Genomic DNA, 16,517 nt, shown 5'->3' on the forward strand with positions numbered 1-16,517 from the left:
GAACCGGTGATGGTCGCGGCCGAGCGCAGTCGTCCCGGCAAGAGGTGCTGAATTAGTTTTCATTTGAACAGATGCCGGCTCGTAATCATCTGTTCGAAGTCAGGCGCAATTGTCTTCAGGCAGAAGTCATCATGGGAATTGTTCGCTTCGCGCTGCGGTTTCCGCATACGTTCTACGTGCTTGCGGCGCTGATCCTGTTTCTCGGCGGCATCGCGATTTGGTCAATGCCGACGGACATCTTCCCCGAGATCCGCATTCCGGTCGTCACCGTCATCTGGAGCTACACCGGCCTCTCGACTCCGGAGATGGAGCAGCGTGTCAGCACGTACAGCCAGTATTCGATCAGCGCCAATGTCAGCGGCATCAAGAACATCGAGGCGCAAACGCTCAACGGCTTGTCGGTTCAGAAGATCTACTTCCAGCCGGACGTCAATCTCGATCTCGCGATCTCGCAGATCGTCTCGGCGACGAACGCCATCCGCGCGTTGATGCCGCCGGGTATTCAGCCGCCGGTCATCGTGCAGTTCAATGCCTCGAGCGTGCCGGTGCTGCAGCTCAGCCTCGAGTCCGACAAATTGAACGAACAGCAATTATACGATTTCGGCATCTACCGGATCCGGCAGCAGCTGGCTCCCGTCCCCGGGGTGACGCTGCCAACGCCTGCGGGCGGCAAGTATCGCCAGATCATGGTCGACATCGATCCGAACAAGCTGCTGTCGCGCGGACTGACGCCGCTCGACATCGTCAATGCGGTGAACACCCAGAACCTGACGCTGCCGACCGGCACGGCGAAGATTGGCGACACCCAGTACACCGTCCGGACCAATGCGACACCGGCCTCGATCAAGGATCTCAATATGATCCCGGTCAAGTTCGCGAATGGCGCCACGATCCTGCTGAAGGATGTTGCCCAGGTCCGCGACGGATCACAGGTGCAGCAGAACATCGTGCGCGAGGACGGTCATCGTTCGGTTCTGCTCAGCGTGATCAAGAACGGCAACGCTTCGACACTTGCCGTCGTCAACGGTGTCAAGCATGCCTTGAAGTCGATTCGGGCCTCGGCACCTGCCGGGCTGAAGATCAATGAGCTGTTCGATCAATCTGTCTTCGTCACTCATTCGGTCGACGGCGTGCTGCGGGAAGGCGCGATCGCGGCGGGCCTCACGGCGCTGATGATCCTGGTGTTTCTGGGATCATGGCGGTCGACGCTCGTCGTCCTGATCTCGATCCCGCTCGCGATGTTGTCCTCGCTCGTCGTTCTGCATTTTCTCGGAGAGACCCTCAACACGATGACGCTGGGGGGACTCGCGCTTGCGGTCGGCATACTGGTCGACGATTCGACGGTGACGATCGAGAACACGCATCGGCTCTGGACGGAGGAGGGGATGCCGCTGTCGGACGCAACGCTGCATGGCGCAGCCGAAATCGCGGTGCCGACGCTCGTCTCTACGCTCGCGATCAGTTGCGTGTTCACTTCGGTGGTGTTTCTGCAGGGACCGGCCAAGTACCTCTTCACGCCGCTTGGTCTGGCAGTGGTGTTCGCAATGCTGGCGTCATACGGACTGTCGCGGACGCTTACACCAATCACGATCGGTCTGCTGCTGAAGGGCGAGCGGCGCCATTCCAAGGACGAGAGCCCGTCTGGGATTTTCGCGAGGGCCTCCGCCATGTTCGAGCGTGGATTCGAGCGGCTGCGCGACGGCTATTCCGATCTGCTGATGGTTTTGCTTAGGCGCCGCAGCATCATCCCGGTGATGGCCGTGCTGATGCTGGCTCTCGGGGGCGTCATGTTCATCTACGTCGGCAGGGACTTCTATCCATTGATCGACGGCGGCCAGATCCAGCTCCATGTTCGCGCACCCGCCGGCACCCGCATCGAGCACACAGAGGCGATCTTCCAGGCGGTCGAGGACAAGATCCGCGAGGTCATTCCGGAAAAGGACCGGGCGCTGATCGTCGACAATATCGGACTCCCGGCGCGTCCCTATAATCTGGCATTCACCGACGGTTCGACGATAGGGGTGAACGACGGCACCATTCTCGTGTCGCTCAAGGAGGGACACAGGCCGACCGCGGATTATGTCAAGAAGTTGCGCCAGGTGCTGCCATCCGCATTTCCCGAGGACCTCTTCTATTTTCAGGCGGCCGATATCGTCACGCAGATCCTGAACTTTGGCCTGCCGGCGCAGATCGACGTCCGGACGGCCGGCTACGGCGCCAACAATCTGGCGGTGGCAAAGCAGGTGCAGAAGAGCCTGGCGGCGGTTCCCGGGATCGTCGATGCGCATCTTCAGCAGGAGGTCGACGCTCCCGCATTCTACGCTGACATCGACCGCACCCGCGCTGCGCAGCTCGGGCTCAATGCCAGCACGGTTGCGACAAACATCAATGTCAGCCTCAGCTCGTCGGCCCAGGTCTCACCCAATTTCTGGACCGATCCGACGTCGGGCATTCCATATTACCTGGCTGTGCAGACCCCCGAATACAGGGCCAATTCGCTCAATGCTCTGGGTAACACACCGGTTTCGGCCTCGCTCGCCGCGGGCGGGCAGACAGTGCCGGGCCTGCTCAGCAACGTCGCAACGTTCAAGCGGGGCACCGTGCCCACCAATTTGAACCAGGCCAATGTCCAGCCGGTGTTCGACGTCTATGCCAGCGTCCAGGGCCGCGATCTCGGCAGCGTGGCGGCCGATATCGACAAGGTGACCGCGACGCTGCAGAAGCAGCTTCAGCCCGGCAATTCGATCCAGGTTCTGGGCCAGATCCAGAGCATGCATCAGTCGTTTCGCGATCTCGGGATCGGGCTGCTGTTTGCAGCCATCCTGGTCTATCTGCTGATGGTCGTGAACTACCAGAACTTCGGCGATCCCTTCGTCGTCATCCTGGCGCTGCCGGCAACCTTCTGCGGTATCGTGACGATGTTGTTCATCACGGGAACGACGTTGAACGTGCCTTCGCTGATGGGTGCGATCATGGCGGTCGGGGTTGCGTCCGCCAATTCGATCCTGCTCGTGACCTTCGCGCGTGACGAACAGCTGAAGGGGCACTCGGCCCTCCAGGCTGCGTTGAGCGCGGGTCGCACGCGAATCCGTCCGGTCCTGATGACGGCCGCCGCGATGATCGTGGGCATGATCCCGATGGCGATCGGAGGCCCGGGCGAGGAGCAAAACGCGGCGCTCGCGCGTGCTGTTATCGGTGGGCTGCTGTTTGCAACGCCGACGACATTGCTGATCGTGCCCTATCTCTTCGCCATGCTGCGCAAGCGCAACGATGGCAGGCCTCATCACGGCGTATTCGAGGAGATACCGAAATGAGCGATGTTCGCGCGCGCACCGATGATGACGACGCAAGAGGCCGGCCTGATGCAGAGAGCTGCCGGATCGTGGAATTGCCCGGGAAGGGCGGGCGGCCGCAGCGCCGCTACGGCGGCGTGTTGCTCGGAGGTGGTGTGCTCCTGCTGCTCGCAGGCGGTCTTGGTATCGGCGGTTGGCGGCACTATCAGGCCGCGCGCGACGTCGCTGCAGTGACAGAGCAGAGCAAAAGCGCCGTTCCGGAGGTTCGGGTGGCCACGGTTCGCCCCAGCGGCGACATCATGAAGGTCACCTTGCCTGCGACGACGACGGCATTCGAGGCGGCAAACATCTTCGCGCGGACCAGCGGCTATATCGAGAAGCGCTACGTCGATATCGGCGATCGGGTGAAGAAGGGCGACCTTCTCGTGGAGATCACCGCGCCGGAGCTCGACCAGCAGATCGCGCAGGCCCAGGCGACGCTGGCGCAGAACCAGGCCTCGCTGCAGCAGGCGCAGGCGAGCCGGGAGCTTGCCGACGTCACCAATGCGCGGGATAGCAATCTGGTCAAGCAAGGCTGGCTGACGGCACAACAGGGTGACAACGACCGTCTCACACTGCGTGCCCAGCAGGCGGCCGTGAATGTGGCCCAATCGAACATCACGGCGCAGGAAGCGCAGATTCGCGTTCTTCAGCAGGAGAAGGCCTACCAGCGCGTGGTGGCGCCGTTCGACGGCGTGATCACGCAGCGCAATGTGGACAACGGCAGCCTGGTACTGGCCGGATCGACCTTCATGTTCACGCTGATGCATTCCAACGTGATCCGAACGCAGGTGTTCGTTCCACAGGACGAGGCCTTCGGAGTCACGCCGGGCGTTGATGCCGAGATCCGCGTCCCCGAGATTCCGGACCGGACGTTTCCGGGCAAAGTTACGCGCATCGCAACCGCGTTGCAGCCGGGAAGCCGAACGCTGCTGACCGAGATCGACGTCCCGAATCCGGATGGAGCCTTAAGTCCTGGCATCTATTGCACGGTCGAGCTGTCGATCCCGCGCAAGACGCCATCGATGACGGTCCCGTCCGATGCGCTGGTCTTCGATCAAAACGGACTTCACGTAGTGGTGGTGCGGAATGGCACCGTTCATCTGCAGAAGGTGTCGATCGCGCGGGATTTCGGTACGTCGGTCGAAGTGCGCGACGGCGTGCAGCTTGGCGAGCAGGTCGTGCTCAATCCGGCGGTCAATCTGGCGGAGGGCAGCAAAGTGGCCATCCGCAAGCAAGACGCGAGCTAGGGGCACGGGCATGATCCGGATCGTACCCGCCGCGCTGATTGTCCTGCAGCTGGGCTGTCTTCCGAGCGAGGCCCAGGTGGCAACGACCGGGAGCACGGCAATGAGTCTTCCAACCGTGCCGGGGGCTGTCGTCATCTCGCCGCTCAATAGCCCTGGCCCGTTTTCCGCAACGACCGAGCCCGGCGCACCCGATACGACGCTGGCGCCGGTTCCGCTCGCCTCTAATCCGACGACGCCGGGTACGGTTGTTGTCTGCGCGCCGCCGTCGAATTCTCCGACATTGGCGCCGGCGACACCGCTCGTATCGAGCACGGGCCTGCCGACGCCGGGCAGTGTGGCTCCAATACTGCCGGTCATGGGGCAGATCAGTAGCTCCACGGGCACAATTCCTGCGGCTGCGCCCGCAGGAGCGGGAACGACGGTCGCCTGCAGTTCGACGCCTGGAGGGCAGACGACGAGTGCTGCGTCTCTGCCGCTCTCGATCCCGCAAGTGCCGGCCAATCCGGTGCCTGGGACGATCCTGGAGGACACCAGCGGGGCTGGCGGCACTGGCATTGATCCAAATGCCGTCGTGCCTAGTCCGAACAGCTCCGCCTGCATGGAAGGGGTTTCGATGAACCTGGCGTCGCCTGCGACAGTGTTACCGGCCAATGCGTCGGGTGCCGCGCCAACGCCGGGAGTGTCGCCGATCCTGCCGCCGGGATGCTGACGGAAGCCCTGCCGCGTCGAATTGCTGAATAGCGGTAGGCTTCTTCCTTGAGGCCGGTCGCCGGGCGGCGGCAGCGGCGTAGCGAACAATTCGATATTTGTCGATCCCGGAAGGAAGAATGGCAGCTTCAGGGAGAGTTGCCATTCTTCCTTCCATCCGTGAGACAGAAAAGCCCGTGACCACGTGCGATCCTTTCAGCTCAGCACCGGCAGTTGCCTTGTGCCGAGGGGGCGTCGTCCAGTGCGCGCAATCAGTAGCCGGATGTCGGCTCGCAGGGCGGACGGCGCCATGGCGCGGATGCGTAGGCGCCGACGTCCGGAGCCCTCACGCAGCCGCGCTTGGCCGTGACCGGAATACGTTGCGTCGAGGCGTAGGCGTCGACATTCGTCCGCCGCGCGTTCGTATTGCCTTCGCGAGCCATCGCGGGGGAGGCAACCATGGCCGCGGCGATCAAGCCGGCGGAAAAGAGTTTCAGTGTAGTCATTGCAGGTCTCCTTGACAAAGCGACGCCGGGAACGTCTCGGCTCGCTGGCCAGACATGTGGATGCGAACGTCGGATGGGCAGTATCAATCGAACGATCATTTTCGTCTTTGCACGAAGTCATGGTCACGCATGGATTCCGAGGATTTCAGCAAAGGACTGTCGCTTCCGATCGGTCGCGCCCGCGACATCGTTCTTGTCTCATTGGCGCCAGTGGTGGTCGTGAACGTGAACCGCGCCGAACACGGGGGCGGCGCCGCCGGGACGTTCGAGCCCCATGCGTCCCGCCGGAGTCAACGCGCCGCCATTCAGCACGTCGCGATCGGGATACATCGAGGCAAAGGCAGCGGGCTCCTGGTCGGCGAAGGACCAGGCCGCGGACGCTGACGATGCCGTCGCTGTTGAGATCAGTGTCGCGGCAATCAGGATCTTGAATGCACTCATAGCGATTCTCCATTTCTTGGTGTGTGCGGAGAGTCGCTTGGCGGGGATCGCTGCTCGGCTGGTGGCGTTTCCGGAAGTGTCTTCTATACCAAGCTATATAAGCAGCGCGGTCGGCAAAGCTCGCTGGACATGCATCACTCTTGCGAGACGATGATCGAATGTCAGCGATGGCTGCGCCGTCGATGATTGCTAGTGCGCCGTCGAAACGGAGTTCTGTCGCCAATGTCATAATTGATCGCGCGATCGTGCATGGTCAGTTTCCGCGCGGCGTCCAGTTCTAGATGCAAGTCATGCAACATGTGGAGTGTGGATCATGAGACAGCTTTCGTTTCTCTGCATCGTCGCCTGCCTTGCGCTCTCAGGCGCGGCGTCCGCGCGGGGCGGCATTGGTTCGCACATGTCGATGACGAGCGGCGGGGCACTCGGCTCGAGTGCCGCTGTGCCGGGGACGAACTCGCTCGGCACGGCGCTGCCATCGTCCGAGAGCGGTAGTCGCGCGACGAAGGGGCCGTTGCTCGGCACGGACCCGACAATCGACAAGGACGACGCCCAGCTCGAGAAGATGCTCGAAGGATCGATCTGCCGCGGCTGCTGAGAACGCGATTGCGACGCTGCGGCGCTTTGTCGCCTGCACGGTGCAGGGCAGCGATCTCCCTGCGCGGATTTTCAAGGCCCTTCATTCGTGTAAGATGACCAGCACGGTCCCGAATACACAGAAGATGTCCCTCCTTTCACGCCGAGAACTGCTCGATAGGGCGGCGCGTATCACGGCGCTGGCCGCATGGCCCGGCTGTGCTGCCGCCGACGATTATCCCTCCCGTCCCATCAAGCTGGTCATTCCCTATACGGCTGGCGCCGCTGGTGATCAGATAGGCCGTCCCTGGGCCGACAGGATGGCGTCGCTGCTGGGCCCGATCTACGTCGAGAATATCGGCGGCGCTGGCGGCGCGATCGGCTCGGCCGCTGTGGCGCAGAGCGCCCCCGACGGTTATTCGCTTCTGCTCGGCAATGGTAGCACTCAGGTGCTGATTCCGTTGTCCTCGATACAGCCTGCCTACGACACGGTTCGTGATTTCCGTGCCATCTATCGCCTGATTACCAGCACGCTTGCATTCGCGGTTCATCCCTCCTTGCCCGTGAAGGACCTGCGGGAGCTGGTGGCCTTTGCGAGAGCCAATCCGGGCAGACTTTCCTACGGCACTCCGGGCGTTGGCACCGGCAATCATCTCGTTGGGGAGATGTTCAGGCTGCAATCCGGTCTCGCAGCAGACGTCGTCCACGTCCCCTATCGGGGCATGAGTGCCGCCACCAACGACCTGGTCAGCGGCCAGATCTCCGCCGTCATTGCCGTGGTGTCGAGCCAGATCCTGGAGTTGCACCTAGCGGGCAAGCTACGGCTGATCGCCGTGACGAGCGAACAGCGGTTGAGGGGCGCACCGGGAATTCCGACGGTCAGCGAATCCGGCATGCCGGGCCTCAGATATGCCGGTTGGTTTGGCTTGTTCGCCCCACGAGCAACCCCCGATACGATCGTGGAGCAGATCTCTACGGCAACCCGTACGGCGATGGCGGATCCGCAATTGCAGGAAAGCTATCGTTCGCAAGGTCTGGAGCCGGACATCGATTCGGGCCCCGACAAATTTCAGCGCCTCGTCGAGGACGAACTGGCCCGTCTTGCTCCCATCGTCAAGTCGATCGGGCTCAAGCGCGAGTGAGATAAGGCCAGGGCGTGTGCCACATGCGACGCCACCAGGAAGAGGTCAACTGGCTGCGAGCGATCCGGAACGGGGAGGTCCCAGTTCGGCAAGCAACTCCCTGGCAGTTTTGAGACTGCGCGTATGGAATCCCTCGGTAAACCGGTTGGAGACGGACGCAAGCGTGGCATAGGCGTCCTGGCGGCGGCCCTGCCTCTGCAATAACCTCGCAAGGCTGATTGCGGTACGCAACTCGTAACCCAGCGCTCCCTGTTGTTGCGCCACCTCAAGGGACTGTTCAAGGATCTGTTCCGCCTTCACGACGTCCGAACCGGCCTTCCGCGCCAGCGTTTCGGCTCTTACCCGCAGCATATCCGGCATTTCCATCAGGAAGTTGCAGTGCCGGGACTGAGCGATTGCCTGGTCGATCGTGTCCAGCGCTTCGTCGCCACGACCGGCGGCCGAGAGGGCTGCTGCAAGGGGCACGCAAAGGCCGGCGACCGCGCCGAAACGGTGGTACTGCAATTTCTCGACCGAGCTCCTCAGCATGGGGATCCCAGAATCGGTTGCGCCACGTGCCAGCAGCGCAATCCCCTTCATGGCTTCGCCAACGATCTGAAGGGCGACGAGATTGTGCTGGTGAGTTTCGGCAAGCAGTCCGTCAATGAGGTGCTCGTAGCTCGCCAGCTCCTCGGCCCAGTAGAAGACATCAAACGCCCAGAGCAGTGCTCTGCAGCGCATGATGGGATGGTTCACGGTGATCAAGTCGGCGACGGCCTTTTGCACCGTTGCCATGGCCTGGTCGGGATATCCTTGAAGCCATAGGATGCGGGCCAATGTGATCTGGGCACGGCCCGGATGATCGAGCGTCAGCTCCTCGTCGACGTCCAGGCCCGAACGCGACAAGGCCGCCTCGATGTACAAGCGAGAGGCGGCGACATCGCCGAGATAGTGGCAGGAGATGCCGAGCGCCACGCGCATCCGGGCCAGCGCTGCTCGATCATTGCTCTTGAGCGCAATGGCCTCACCTCTCCGGGCGGTGCCCAATGCGTCGTCAAACTTGCCGCTGAAGAGTTGCAGCAGGTGCAGCCGATCGATCAGGCGGACCTGGCTGGGGAGGTCGCCATGTCTCTCGGCCAACTCGAGCGCCGGGCTGAGACTGGCGATGCCGAGATCGTCGAATTGCCCAGCGAGCGTCCGGGCCCATCCCAATGCGGCATGAAGCGCGAGACCGTGCTTCACGCTTCCGGCCGTTTGGTCGAGCGCGTCGATGGCCCGCGTCGCCCAGAGTTGGCACTCGGTCAGAAGCGACAGCCTGAAGAACAGCGGGATCGACGCCGTGGCGAGAGCGATGCCGATTTCACGGTCGCCTTGAGCCGAGAAACACCAGGCCAGCGCGCTTCGTATGTTACCGAATTGATCGGCCACGGCCCAGAAATCCCTCTCGCCCAGCTTTTCGAGCAGAGCGAGAAAGTAGCAGGCGTGGCGTCGAGCCATCGCCTCGACGTCGGCGCTGGCAGCCAGTTTATCCCGTGCGTAGGCCCGGGTCGTGTCCGGAAGCCGGTATCGCGTCGATTGCGGACCTGTGTTCGATGCAAGGATCGACTTGGCGACGAGGCTGTCGATGATCGCCAGGACCGTGTTGTCGTCTTCCTCGAACCCAGCGGTCGACCGGGCGGCGTCCAGGGTAAAGCCGCCGACGAAGACGGAAAGCCTGCCGAGAATGACGCGTTCGGTTTCGGACAGAAGATTGTAGCTCCATTCGATCGTTGCGCGCAGCGTCCGGTGCCGGGGCAGTACGGTGCGCCGTCCCTCCCACAACAAATTGAACTGATTGTCGAGAAGCTGGACCATGGCTCCGGCGCCGTAGGTGCCCACGTGACCGGCGGTGAGCTCGATCGCAAGCGGGATGCCGTCGAGCCGACGGCAGAGGTTGCCGACGTCGGACGCGTTAGCATCCGTCAAGGCAAACTCGCCGCCGGCTGCAGTCGCGCGCTCCACGAAAAGCTCGACGGCGGGATAGGCGCGTGCACTCGCCGCGGTCAGAATGGCTTTCTCGGGCGGGCTCGCGAGGGGCGACAGGCGGTATGTGTGTTCGCCTTCGACGCGCAGGAGCTCCCGGCTGGTGGCCACGATGTGCAAATCCGGCGCTTCCTTGTAGAGCCGTTCGGCCAATGACGCCGCCGCCTCGATGACATGCTCGCAGCAATCCAGGATGACCAGCATGCGCTTGTCACGCAGGAAGGCGACGAGGCTGCTGGCGGCATCGTTAGGCCCCGCCGCCAGCCCAAGCGAAGACGCCGCGATGGCCGGTACGAGAGCGGCATCGCTGGTCTCGCCGAAGCTGACGAAGTAGACCTGACCGGCGAATTCCGCGAGCAGCGCGTGGCCCGTGGAAACCACGACCGTCGTCTTGCCGATGCCGCCAGGGCCGACGACCGTGACAAAACGCTGGGCCTTGAGTCTGTCCGATATGTCCTGGACGCTCTGCTCGCGCCCCACAAACTGCCGCGGATGGATCGGCAAATTGTGGGAGTAATTGGATCGAGCGGGCGCGGGTTTTTGCTGGTCCGGGCTCGAGAGCGAACCAACAAAACAGTAACCCTGTCCCGAAATCGTGGTCAGATATTTGGCGCCGGCATGGCCGTCTCCGAGCGCCTTGCGGAGTGCTGCGATATAAACACGCAAGCTGTTCTCGTCGACACCGCCGTCCGGCCAGGTCTTCGCTATCAAATCGCTCTTGCGGACCACATTGCCGGCTTGCCGGATCAGCGCGAGCAAGATGTCAAATGCGCGGGCCGACAGCTGGATCGGGCTGCCGTCTCGTTCGATCCGCCTCTGCAGGGCGTCGAGGCGAAACGGCCCGAAAACGAAGGTATTCCGGACGGAGCTCTCTTGGATCGCAGCGCCGGCAGGGATTGTCGTGCTCTTGGTTCGCCAACAGGAGGCCATTTTGGGGATATTGACCCGACAAAGCACTCGTCACGTTCTATGACTGGGAAGTGCACCAAGCTGTGTGAACCCGGTCGCGCCCGCGAACGTAGCATCCGACTGTATCCCGGTAAAGGATCGCCAGCGCGGCATACCACCTCGACTTTGGCGAGGGTGCTCTCACGAGTTCGCGGAGTTTTTTTCAGAAAACGACCTTCGATTATGGAAACGCACCAGAAGGTCCGGCCTTCGGGAGATCATGACTTGAAAGTGCGGCGCCACCGTCCGGGACTTAGGCCGGCGTGTTGCTTGAAAGCCGCATTGAGATGGCTCTGGCTCGAGAAGCCGCACAGCGTGGCAATCTCCGTCAATGTGAGGTTCGACTGTTCAAGGAAGTTCTTGGCCACGCTTACCCGCTGCGCAATCAACCATCGATGCGGTGACATGCCGGTCGAATAGCGAAAAGCGCGTGCGAACTGGGTGATGGACAGGCCGCACTCCTGCGCCAATTCGGAAAGCGAGACGTCCATGCGCTCACTCATCATGTCTTTTGCACGTCGCTCCTGCCATTGCGCAAGTCCCGCGGCACGGGGGAATAGGAAGCGCGCGCTGCCGTAGCGCCCGAGCGCATGTGCACATGCCGCATTCAACAGCTCGTCGAGCAGCAGGCTAGTCGTCGCATGCGGGTCTCCCAAGGCGGCCAGGCCGGCTCGTGCAAGATGTCTCATCACGCCGTCGTCGCCGCCGATGCCGGGCTTGTGGACGAGCTCCGAGACCGCGCCGCTGTCGTTCTGCTCGGCGAAGCTATTGAGCGTTGCAAGCGGAAGATAGAAATGGACGACGTGAGAGGGGCCGCGCACGAGTGCTCGCGGATCCTGTCTCAGATCGAAAATGTAGGTCTTGCCAGCGTCCCAGCTTTCGACCTGGACGGGACGGCCATTGTACCAGCATTCGTGATCGGTGATGTCCTTGAGAAATACCGATGCGAGGAATGCGTCGTCATATCCCAATGAGGCGCTCTGCTCGATGGGTTGGTCGAACCGGAGTTCGGTGACCGCAAGAAGGCCGCGGCGTAAGGTGCGGTGAACATGCGTCGGCGGCTCGGGCATCCCGAAGCAGTCGGCGAACTCCGTACCATAGGCGTGGGCGCCCCTCGGCCTTGATGCTTCAGGTAGCTCGCTCATCGGCTTGCCTCCGTGTGCGTGAGACGGGCTATTCTACTCCGATGACCGCTGGTTTGAGAATATCCGCCAGTCCGATCCGGTGGAGCAGTTCCGCGCGTTTCCCGTCGGCGACTGCGTCGACGGCTGCAGCTCCATCATCGTCGGGTCCGAAATGCACCCTCAACGGACGCTGCCCGAACGGCATGTTCACGACGTCGGTTATTGCGCGAGCGACGTCTTGCGGAGCAGGATCGCGGGGCGAAAGCTCGGCAAGTCCCGCCAACGTGGTTTCGCTCACGTCGGCGGTCGGACCATCTGCGTATTCTTCGGCTCGCATGGTGTCCGCCGGCCGGCCGGTGCGAACGTAATGGCCGGGTCCGAGCGCGCTGGGAACCACGATGGTTGTCTCGATTCCCCAACGTGCGAGCTCGCCGGCATAGCAGAGCGCCAGTGCGTCAAGGGCAGCTTTCGACGACGCGTAGACTCCCTGGAAAGGTACGGCGCCGCCCCGCGCGCTGCTCGACGTGATCCATATCAGCTGGCCCTGGCCCTGCTTGCGTAATTGCGGTAGTGCCGCGCGATTGAGGCGCTGTGCGCTCAGCACGTTGGTCTCGTATAGCCCGGCGAGCTGCTGCGGCGTAAAGGCCTCGGTCGGGCCGTAAACCACTTGGCCCGCATTGTGCACGACCACGTCGAGGCCGCCGTTTTCGGCGATGATGGTTTCGATGGCCGAGTTCAATGAGCTTTCTGAGGAGAGGTCGAACTCGATGACGCAAAGGCCGGTGCCATGGTCGTGGAGATCCGCTCCGATGTCCTTGGCGGTGGCCGCGTCCCGCGCTGACACGTAGACTGTGTGGCCGGCCTGCACCAGTTCCCTGCAGGTGCTCCGTCCGATGCTGTTTGCTGCCCCTGTGACGACGATCACCTTGCTCATTCGGTCCCCAATGCATTCCGTACTCCGCAAAGACGGCATCACCGTCGCGATACCGCTCGTTCCCCAGATATCGGGCGCTGCCTCTCTGTGCGGAAAGCACCTGAAATAGCGCCTCGCGCGGCACGGGTCTTTCGAGCGCGACGATCGATTTTCAAAACGCACGAATTATTTCCAGAACGCCCGAAGGCGCTCCGCGTGTATTGCCGGAATATTTGAAACCGGCAGTCCGGACGTGCCTTCGCGAAACTGACGGTTTGTTTGGAAAGATCGGTGCCGCGGCGACCCGCTAAAGCGACTCTGTGTCGTTCGAGCCGAGCGCTGCCCGCGTTGGATCGCCGGACAGTTCGAGCGGTGGTGGAAGGAGACTTGATGAATCAGCCAGGTAGACTAAAGGGTCCGGGCCTTGGGTCGCTCGTTTTGATTGCAGTCGTTGTCGGCGGCAGCGCTGCTGCGTTCGCATATACGGCAGGGTGGCTCTCGCCGGGGCGTCTCACTCCGGAGCGGATGATCGCGGCGCTGACTCCCCCGAGCGGTGCGCCCCTCGGACACCGAAGGAATCATGCCAAGGGAATCTGCTTCACCGGCGCGTTCGAGGCGAATGGAAATGGTGTGGAACTCTCCCGCGCGAAGGTGTTCGTGCAGGGCCGTTATCCGGTCCTTGGGCGTTTCAACCTCGGCACGGCCGATCCGAACGCCGTAGATGCGACCGTGCGCGTGCGCGGCATGGGGCTTCAGATCTCGGCAGCAGATGGCGAGGAGTGGAGAATGGCGATGATCAACCCGCCGTTCTTTGCGGTTTCGACACCTCAGGCCTTTCACGACCTGCTGGTTGCGTCCGGCAAGAAGGATCCGGAGGCGATGAAGGCGTTCAGTCAGGCGAATCCGGAATTTGCCGCTTTCGCAGCCTGGGCCAAGGCGGCGCCCTGGACGGGCAGTTACGCGGAAGAGCCCTATAACAGCCTCGACAGCTTCGTCTTCGTAGATGCAAAGGGCGACGAGCGCGTCTTACGATGGTCGCTACGGCCTGCGGCGGAACGGATTCCGGTTTCGCAAGCCGACCTTGAAAAGGCCGGCCCGGATGTCCTCGAGCAGGAGATCGAGGAACGGATTCGGACTGCTGGCCCGCAACGATGGACCATGGTCACGACCGTGGCTGAACCGGGCGATCCGACTGCCGATCCGAGCAGGGCGTGGCCGGAAGAGCGCCGCGCGGTACAGGTCGGAACGCTCGTCGTGCAGCGGATCGAGCCGGAGCGGGATGGCCCGTGCCGTGACATCAACTTCGATCCGACAGTCCTTCCGCAGGGCATACGGGTATCGGATGACCCATTCCCGGCGGCACGCTCATCGGTGTACCGCAGATCCTACGATTTGCGTGCGGCCGAGGCGAAGGACTATCCGCGAACCGAGGCGGTGCAGCAATGACCGACGCTCCCCGTCGTTTTGCCCTGATCCAGCGGCTGGTGCACTGGTTCATGGCGGCGTGCATCTTCGCCATGCTCTTCATTGGTGCGGGCATGGTATCAACCGTCGCGCCGAAATATCTGCCTCTCGTCCTGATCCACAAGACGCTCGGGGTGGCTCTCCTCGCTCTCGTCCTGATCAGGCTGGCGCTGCGGCTTTATTACGGTGCCCCGCCGTTGCCGGCCGATCTCCCATGGAGCATGAAGCTCGGGGCGAGATTGTCTCACCAACTCCTCTATGGCTTGATGATCGTCATGCCGTTGCTTGGTCTCGGCATGCTCTGGGCTGCGGCCTATCCGGTCGTCCTCTACGGCGGGATTCAGATTCCGGCGCTGCTGTCGCAGAGCGACGGCGTGCACACGCTGCTCTGGAACGCCCATTTCTATCTGGGCTTCACGTTCTTTGCCCTCGTGCTGCTGCATCTGGCGGCGGCGCTGTTTCATGCACTGATCCGCCGCGACGGCGTATTCGGGACGATCTCGCTTCTGCCGTCGCGGGACAGGATGACCCCCGTGGAATGAACCGGCTGCGCGCCGGCAGGCCGTCGCGCGCGTGCAATTCGAGAATGGTCTTTCAGGTAGGAAAGACCACTGGCGCGAGGGGCGGCTAGATGTCCATACCTCCATCAAGGATACCGACCATGACCAACGCAGACCTCCAGAGCCCGACCGATCTCGGAGCTAACGCGAACCGGGACGTTCCAGCCGCGCTGAGAGCGCTGCTGGCGGACGTCTTCGCGCTTTACCTGAAGACCAAGAACTTCCACTGGCACGTATCGGGCAGCCACTTTCGCGACTATCACCTTCTGCTCGACGAGCAGGCCGATCAGATCTTCGCCATGACCGACGACATCGCCGAGCGCGCGCGCAAGATCGGCGGGACCACGCTGCGCTCGATTGGTCACATCGCGCGCGAGCAGCGCATTCTCGACAACGATGCGGACTATGTCGATCCGCTAGACATGCTCGCCGAGCTGCGCAGCGACAACCAGCAGCTGACCCGGGAAATGCGCCGGGTGCACGAGCTTTGCGACGAATACAGCGATGTCGCGACCGCAAGCCTCCTGGAAAACTGGATCGACGAAACGGAGCGGCGCGTCTGGTTCCTGTATGAGACCAGCCGAAACGGGCCGAACTCGTAAGCGCGGTCGTGCCGTTCGGCCAGGAGGCGGATGAAGGATGAGCAGCCTCTCGAAGCTCTCGGCGAACGGCGGCATGACGGCGGAGCGCCTGCTGCTGCGAGAGTTCGCGCATCGGATCGACGACGAGCTTGCGTCGGCGATTGATCTGGTGTCGAAGGCCGCCAGTCGCTGCGACGCGAGGGAAGCGAGGGCGACGCTCGCTTTCCTGCAGGAACGGCTGGAAAGTCACGTGCGGCTTCATCACGCGCTACAGATGCCGCAGTTCACCACGATCGTCGATCTGGCGGCCTATCTTCAGCAATTATGCCGCTCGATCAGCCGTTCCAGCCTCGAAGGCGAGGGTATTTCGCTCTCGCTCTTGCTGCATCCGTTGAAGATGAGCTCCGAGCGTTGCTGGCTGCTGGGGATGATCGTCTTCGAGCTGGTTACCAGTGCGGCGGGCCGCGTATCTCACGGCGGAACTGGCGCGATTGATCTCGAAATGTGGGTGACGACTACGTCAGTCGCATGCTCCATCACGGACAACGGCTCGTCTGACGAGGGACGGCCTCAGCAAAAGGAGCGCGCCATCGTCGAGGCACTTCTCGAGCATCTGAACGGGACGGTCGATGTTCACGCCGGACCCGGAGGCACCACGACCGTCGTGAGCCTCCCACGTTGGTCGTGAATCGCGCAAACCGATCCGCACCGTGCGGATGAGCTAGTACCGCTGCGTCCTCGAAAGATTGCTGCTGGCCGGTTTCGCTAGGCTTGCTTCCTGGCCGGCGGACCGGTCCTGCGAACAAGGGTCAAACCATGACGGATATCTCGAACTCGAAGGCATCGCTCGGAAGGGCCATTCACGCGATTGCTGGAAAATGGGGCTGGTTCGTTGCGCTGGGTGTCGGCGAGCTGATTTGGGGATTCATCGCGTTCGGACTGGCCCTCAGGAGCCGCGCCTCCCGTCCATCGGCCCAGCCAGCGGTGGTGTGAGC

Annotated in this window: 15 protein-coding genes; 10 read left to right on the forward strand and 5 right to left on the reverse strand. The window is 62.5% G+C overall.

Annotated features, from left to right (window positions below; genetic code table 11):
* The first annotated feature begins 131 nt into the window (after positions 1-131).
* From CV770_RS00375 to CV770_RS42030, 3 genes are all read left to right on the forward strand, one after another.
* Positions 132-3,314, forward strand: coding sequence for an efflux RND transporter permease subunit (locus CV770_RS00375; RefSeq protein WP_104460950.1), 3,183 nt, complete (start codon positions 132-134; stop codon positions 3,312-3,314).
* Positions 3,311-4,582: an efflux RND transporter periplasmic adaptor subunit gene (locus tag CV770_RS00380; RefSeq protein ID WP_104460951.1), complete on the forward strand. Its 1,272-nt coding sequence runs from the start codon at positions 3,311-3,313 to the stop codon at positions 4,580-4,582. The genes CV770_RS00375 and CV770_RS00380 overlap by 4 nt, the downstream gene beginning before the upstream one ends.
* 100 nt (positions 4,583-4,682) lie before the next feature.
* Positions 4,683-5,291 carry a hypothetical protein gene (locus tag CV770_RS42030; protein ID WP_161499966.1) on the forward strand — a complete coding sequence of 203 codons (609 nt, stop codon included), beginning with the start codon at positions 4,683-4,685 and terminating at the stop codon, positions 5,289-5,291.
* A 250-nt stretch (positions 5,292-5,541) separates the two neighbouring features.
* On the opposite strand, the gene CV770_RS00390 is transcribed toward CV770_RS42030, so the two are convergent.
* A complete protein-coding gene (locus tag CV770_RS00390; RefSeq protein WP_038947981.1) occupies positions 5,542-5,775 on the reverse strand; it encodes a hypothetical protein in 234 nt (77 codons plus the stop codon).
* Positions 5,776-5,973: 198 nt separating this feature from the next.
* Positions 5,974-6,216, reverse strand: coding sequence for a hypothetical protein (locus CV770_RS00395; RefSeq protein WP_028142517.1), 243 nt, complete (start codon positions 6,214-6,216; stop codon positions 5,974-5,976).
* Between the two features lie 313 nt (positions 6,217-6,529).
* On the opposite strand from CV770_RS00395, the gene CV770_RS00400 reads away from it, so the two are divergent.
* Positions 6,530-6,811: a hypothetical protein gene (locus CV770_RS00400; RefSeq protein ID WP_104461055.1), complete on the forward strand. Its 282-nt coding sequence runs from the start codon at positions 6,530-6,532 to the stop codon at positions 6,809-6,811.
* Between the two features lie 124 nt (positions 6,812-6,935).
* Positions 6,936-7,931: a Bug family tripartite tricarboxylate transporter substrate binding protein gene (locus CV770_RS00405; RefSeq protein WP_104461056.1), complete on the forward strand. Its 996-nt coding sequence runs from the start codon at positions 6,936-6,938 to the stop codon at positions 7,929-7,931.
* 45 nt (positions 7,932-7,976) lie between these two features.
* Here CV770_RS00405 and CV770_RS00410 read toward each other — a convergent pair whose 3' ends face one another.
* The 3 genes from CV770_RS00410 to CV770_RS00420 all read right to left on the reverse strand — a co-directional run bounded on the left by CV770_RS00410 (position 7,977) and on the right by CV770_RS00420 (position 12,938).
* Positions 7,977-10,862 carry an ATP-binding protein gene (locus CV770_RS00410; protein ID WP_104460952.1) on the reverse strand — a complete coding sequence of 962 codons (2,886 nt, stop codon included), beginning with the start codon at positions 10,860-10,862 and terminating at the stop codon, positions 7,977-7,979.
* A gap of 236 nt (positions 10,863-11,098) precedes the next feature.
* Positions 11,099-12,025 carry a helix-turn-helix domain-containing protein gene (locus tag CV770_RS00415; protein WP_104460953.1) on the reverse strand — a complete coding sequence of 309 codons (927 nt, stop codon included), beginning with the start codon at positions 12,023-12,025 and terminating at the stop codon, positions 11,099-11,101.
* 28 nt (positions 12,026-12,053) lie between these two features.
* Complete coding sequence (locus CV770_RS00420) at positions 12,054-12,938, reverse strand: SDR family NAD(P)-dependent oxidoreductase (protein ID WP_104460954.1); 885 nt, start codon at positions 12,936-12,938, stop codon at positions 12,054-12,056.
* Positions 12,939-13,307: 369 nt separating this feature from the next.
* Here CV770_RS00420 and CV770_RS00425 point away from each other — a divergent pair, with 369 nt between their 5' ends.
* The 5 genes from CV770_RS00425 (at position 13,308) to CV770_RS43110 (ending at position 16,515) form a co-directional block, all read left to right on the forward strand.
* Entirely contained in the window at positions 13,308-14,363 is a 1,056-nt protein-coding gene (locus tag CV770_RS00425) for a catalase family peroxidase (RefSeq protein WP_104460955.1), read from the forward strand.
* Positions 14,360-14,923: a cytochrome b gene (locus CV770_RS00430; RefSeq protein WP_104460956.1), complete on the forward strand. Its 564-nt coding sequence runs from the start codon at positions 14,360-14,362 to the stop codon at positions 14,921-14,923. Before CV770_RS00425 ends, CV770_RS00430 begins: the two co-directional genes overlap by 4 nt.
* A 119-nt stretch (positions 14,924-15,042) precedes the next feature.
* Complete coding sequence (locus CV770_RS00435; protein WP_201759641.1) at positions 15,043-15,543, forward strand: Dps family protein; 501 nt, start codon at positions 15,043-15,045, stop codon at positions 15,541-15,543.
* Between the two features lie 73 nt (positions 15,544-15,616).
* Entirely contained in the window at positions 15,617-16,210 is a 594-nt protein-coding gene (locus CV770_RS00440) for a histidine kinase dimerization/phosphoacceptor domain -containing protein (RefSeq protein ID WP_161499967.1), read from the forward strand.
* A gap of 128 nt (positions 16,211-16,338) precedes the next feature.
* Positions 16,339-16,515 (forward strand): hypothetical protein, encoded by a 177-nt coding sequence (locus CV770_RS43110; RefSeq protein ID WP_245323135.1) that lies wholly within the window; start codon positions 16,339-16,341, stop codon positions 16,513-16,515.
* Positions 16,516-16,517: the final 2 nt, after the last annotated feature.

The sequence above is a fragment of the Bradyrhizobium sp. AC87j1 genome (genome assembly GCF_002936975.1).
In the GTDB taxonomy this organism is placed as follows: Bacteria; Pseudomonadota; Alphaproteobacteria; order Rhizobiales; family Xanthobacteraceae; genus Bradyrhizobium; species Bradyrhizobium shewense.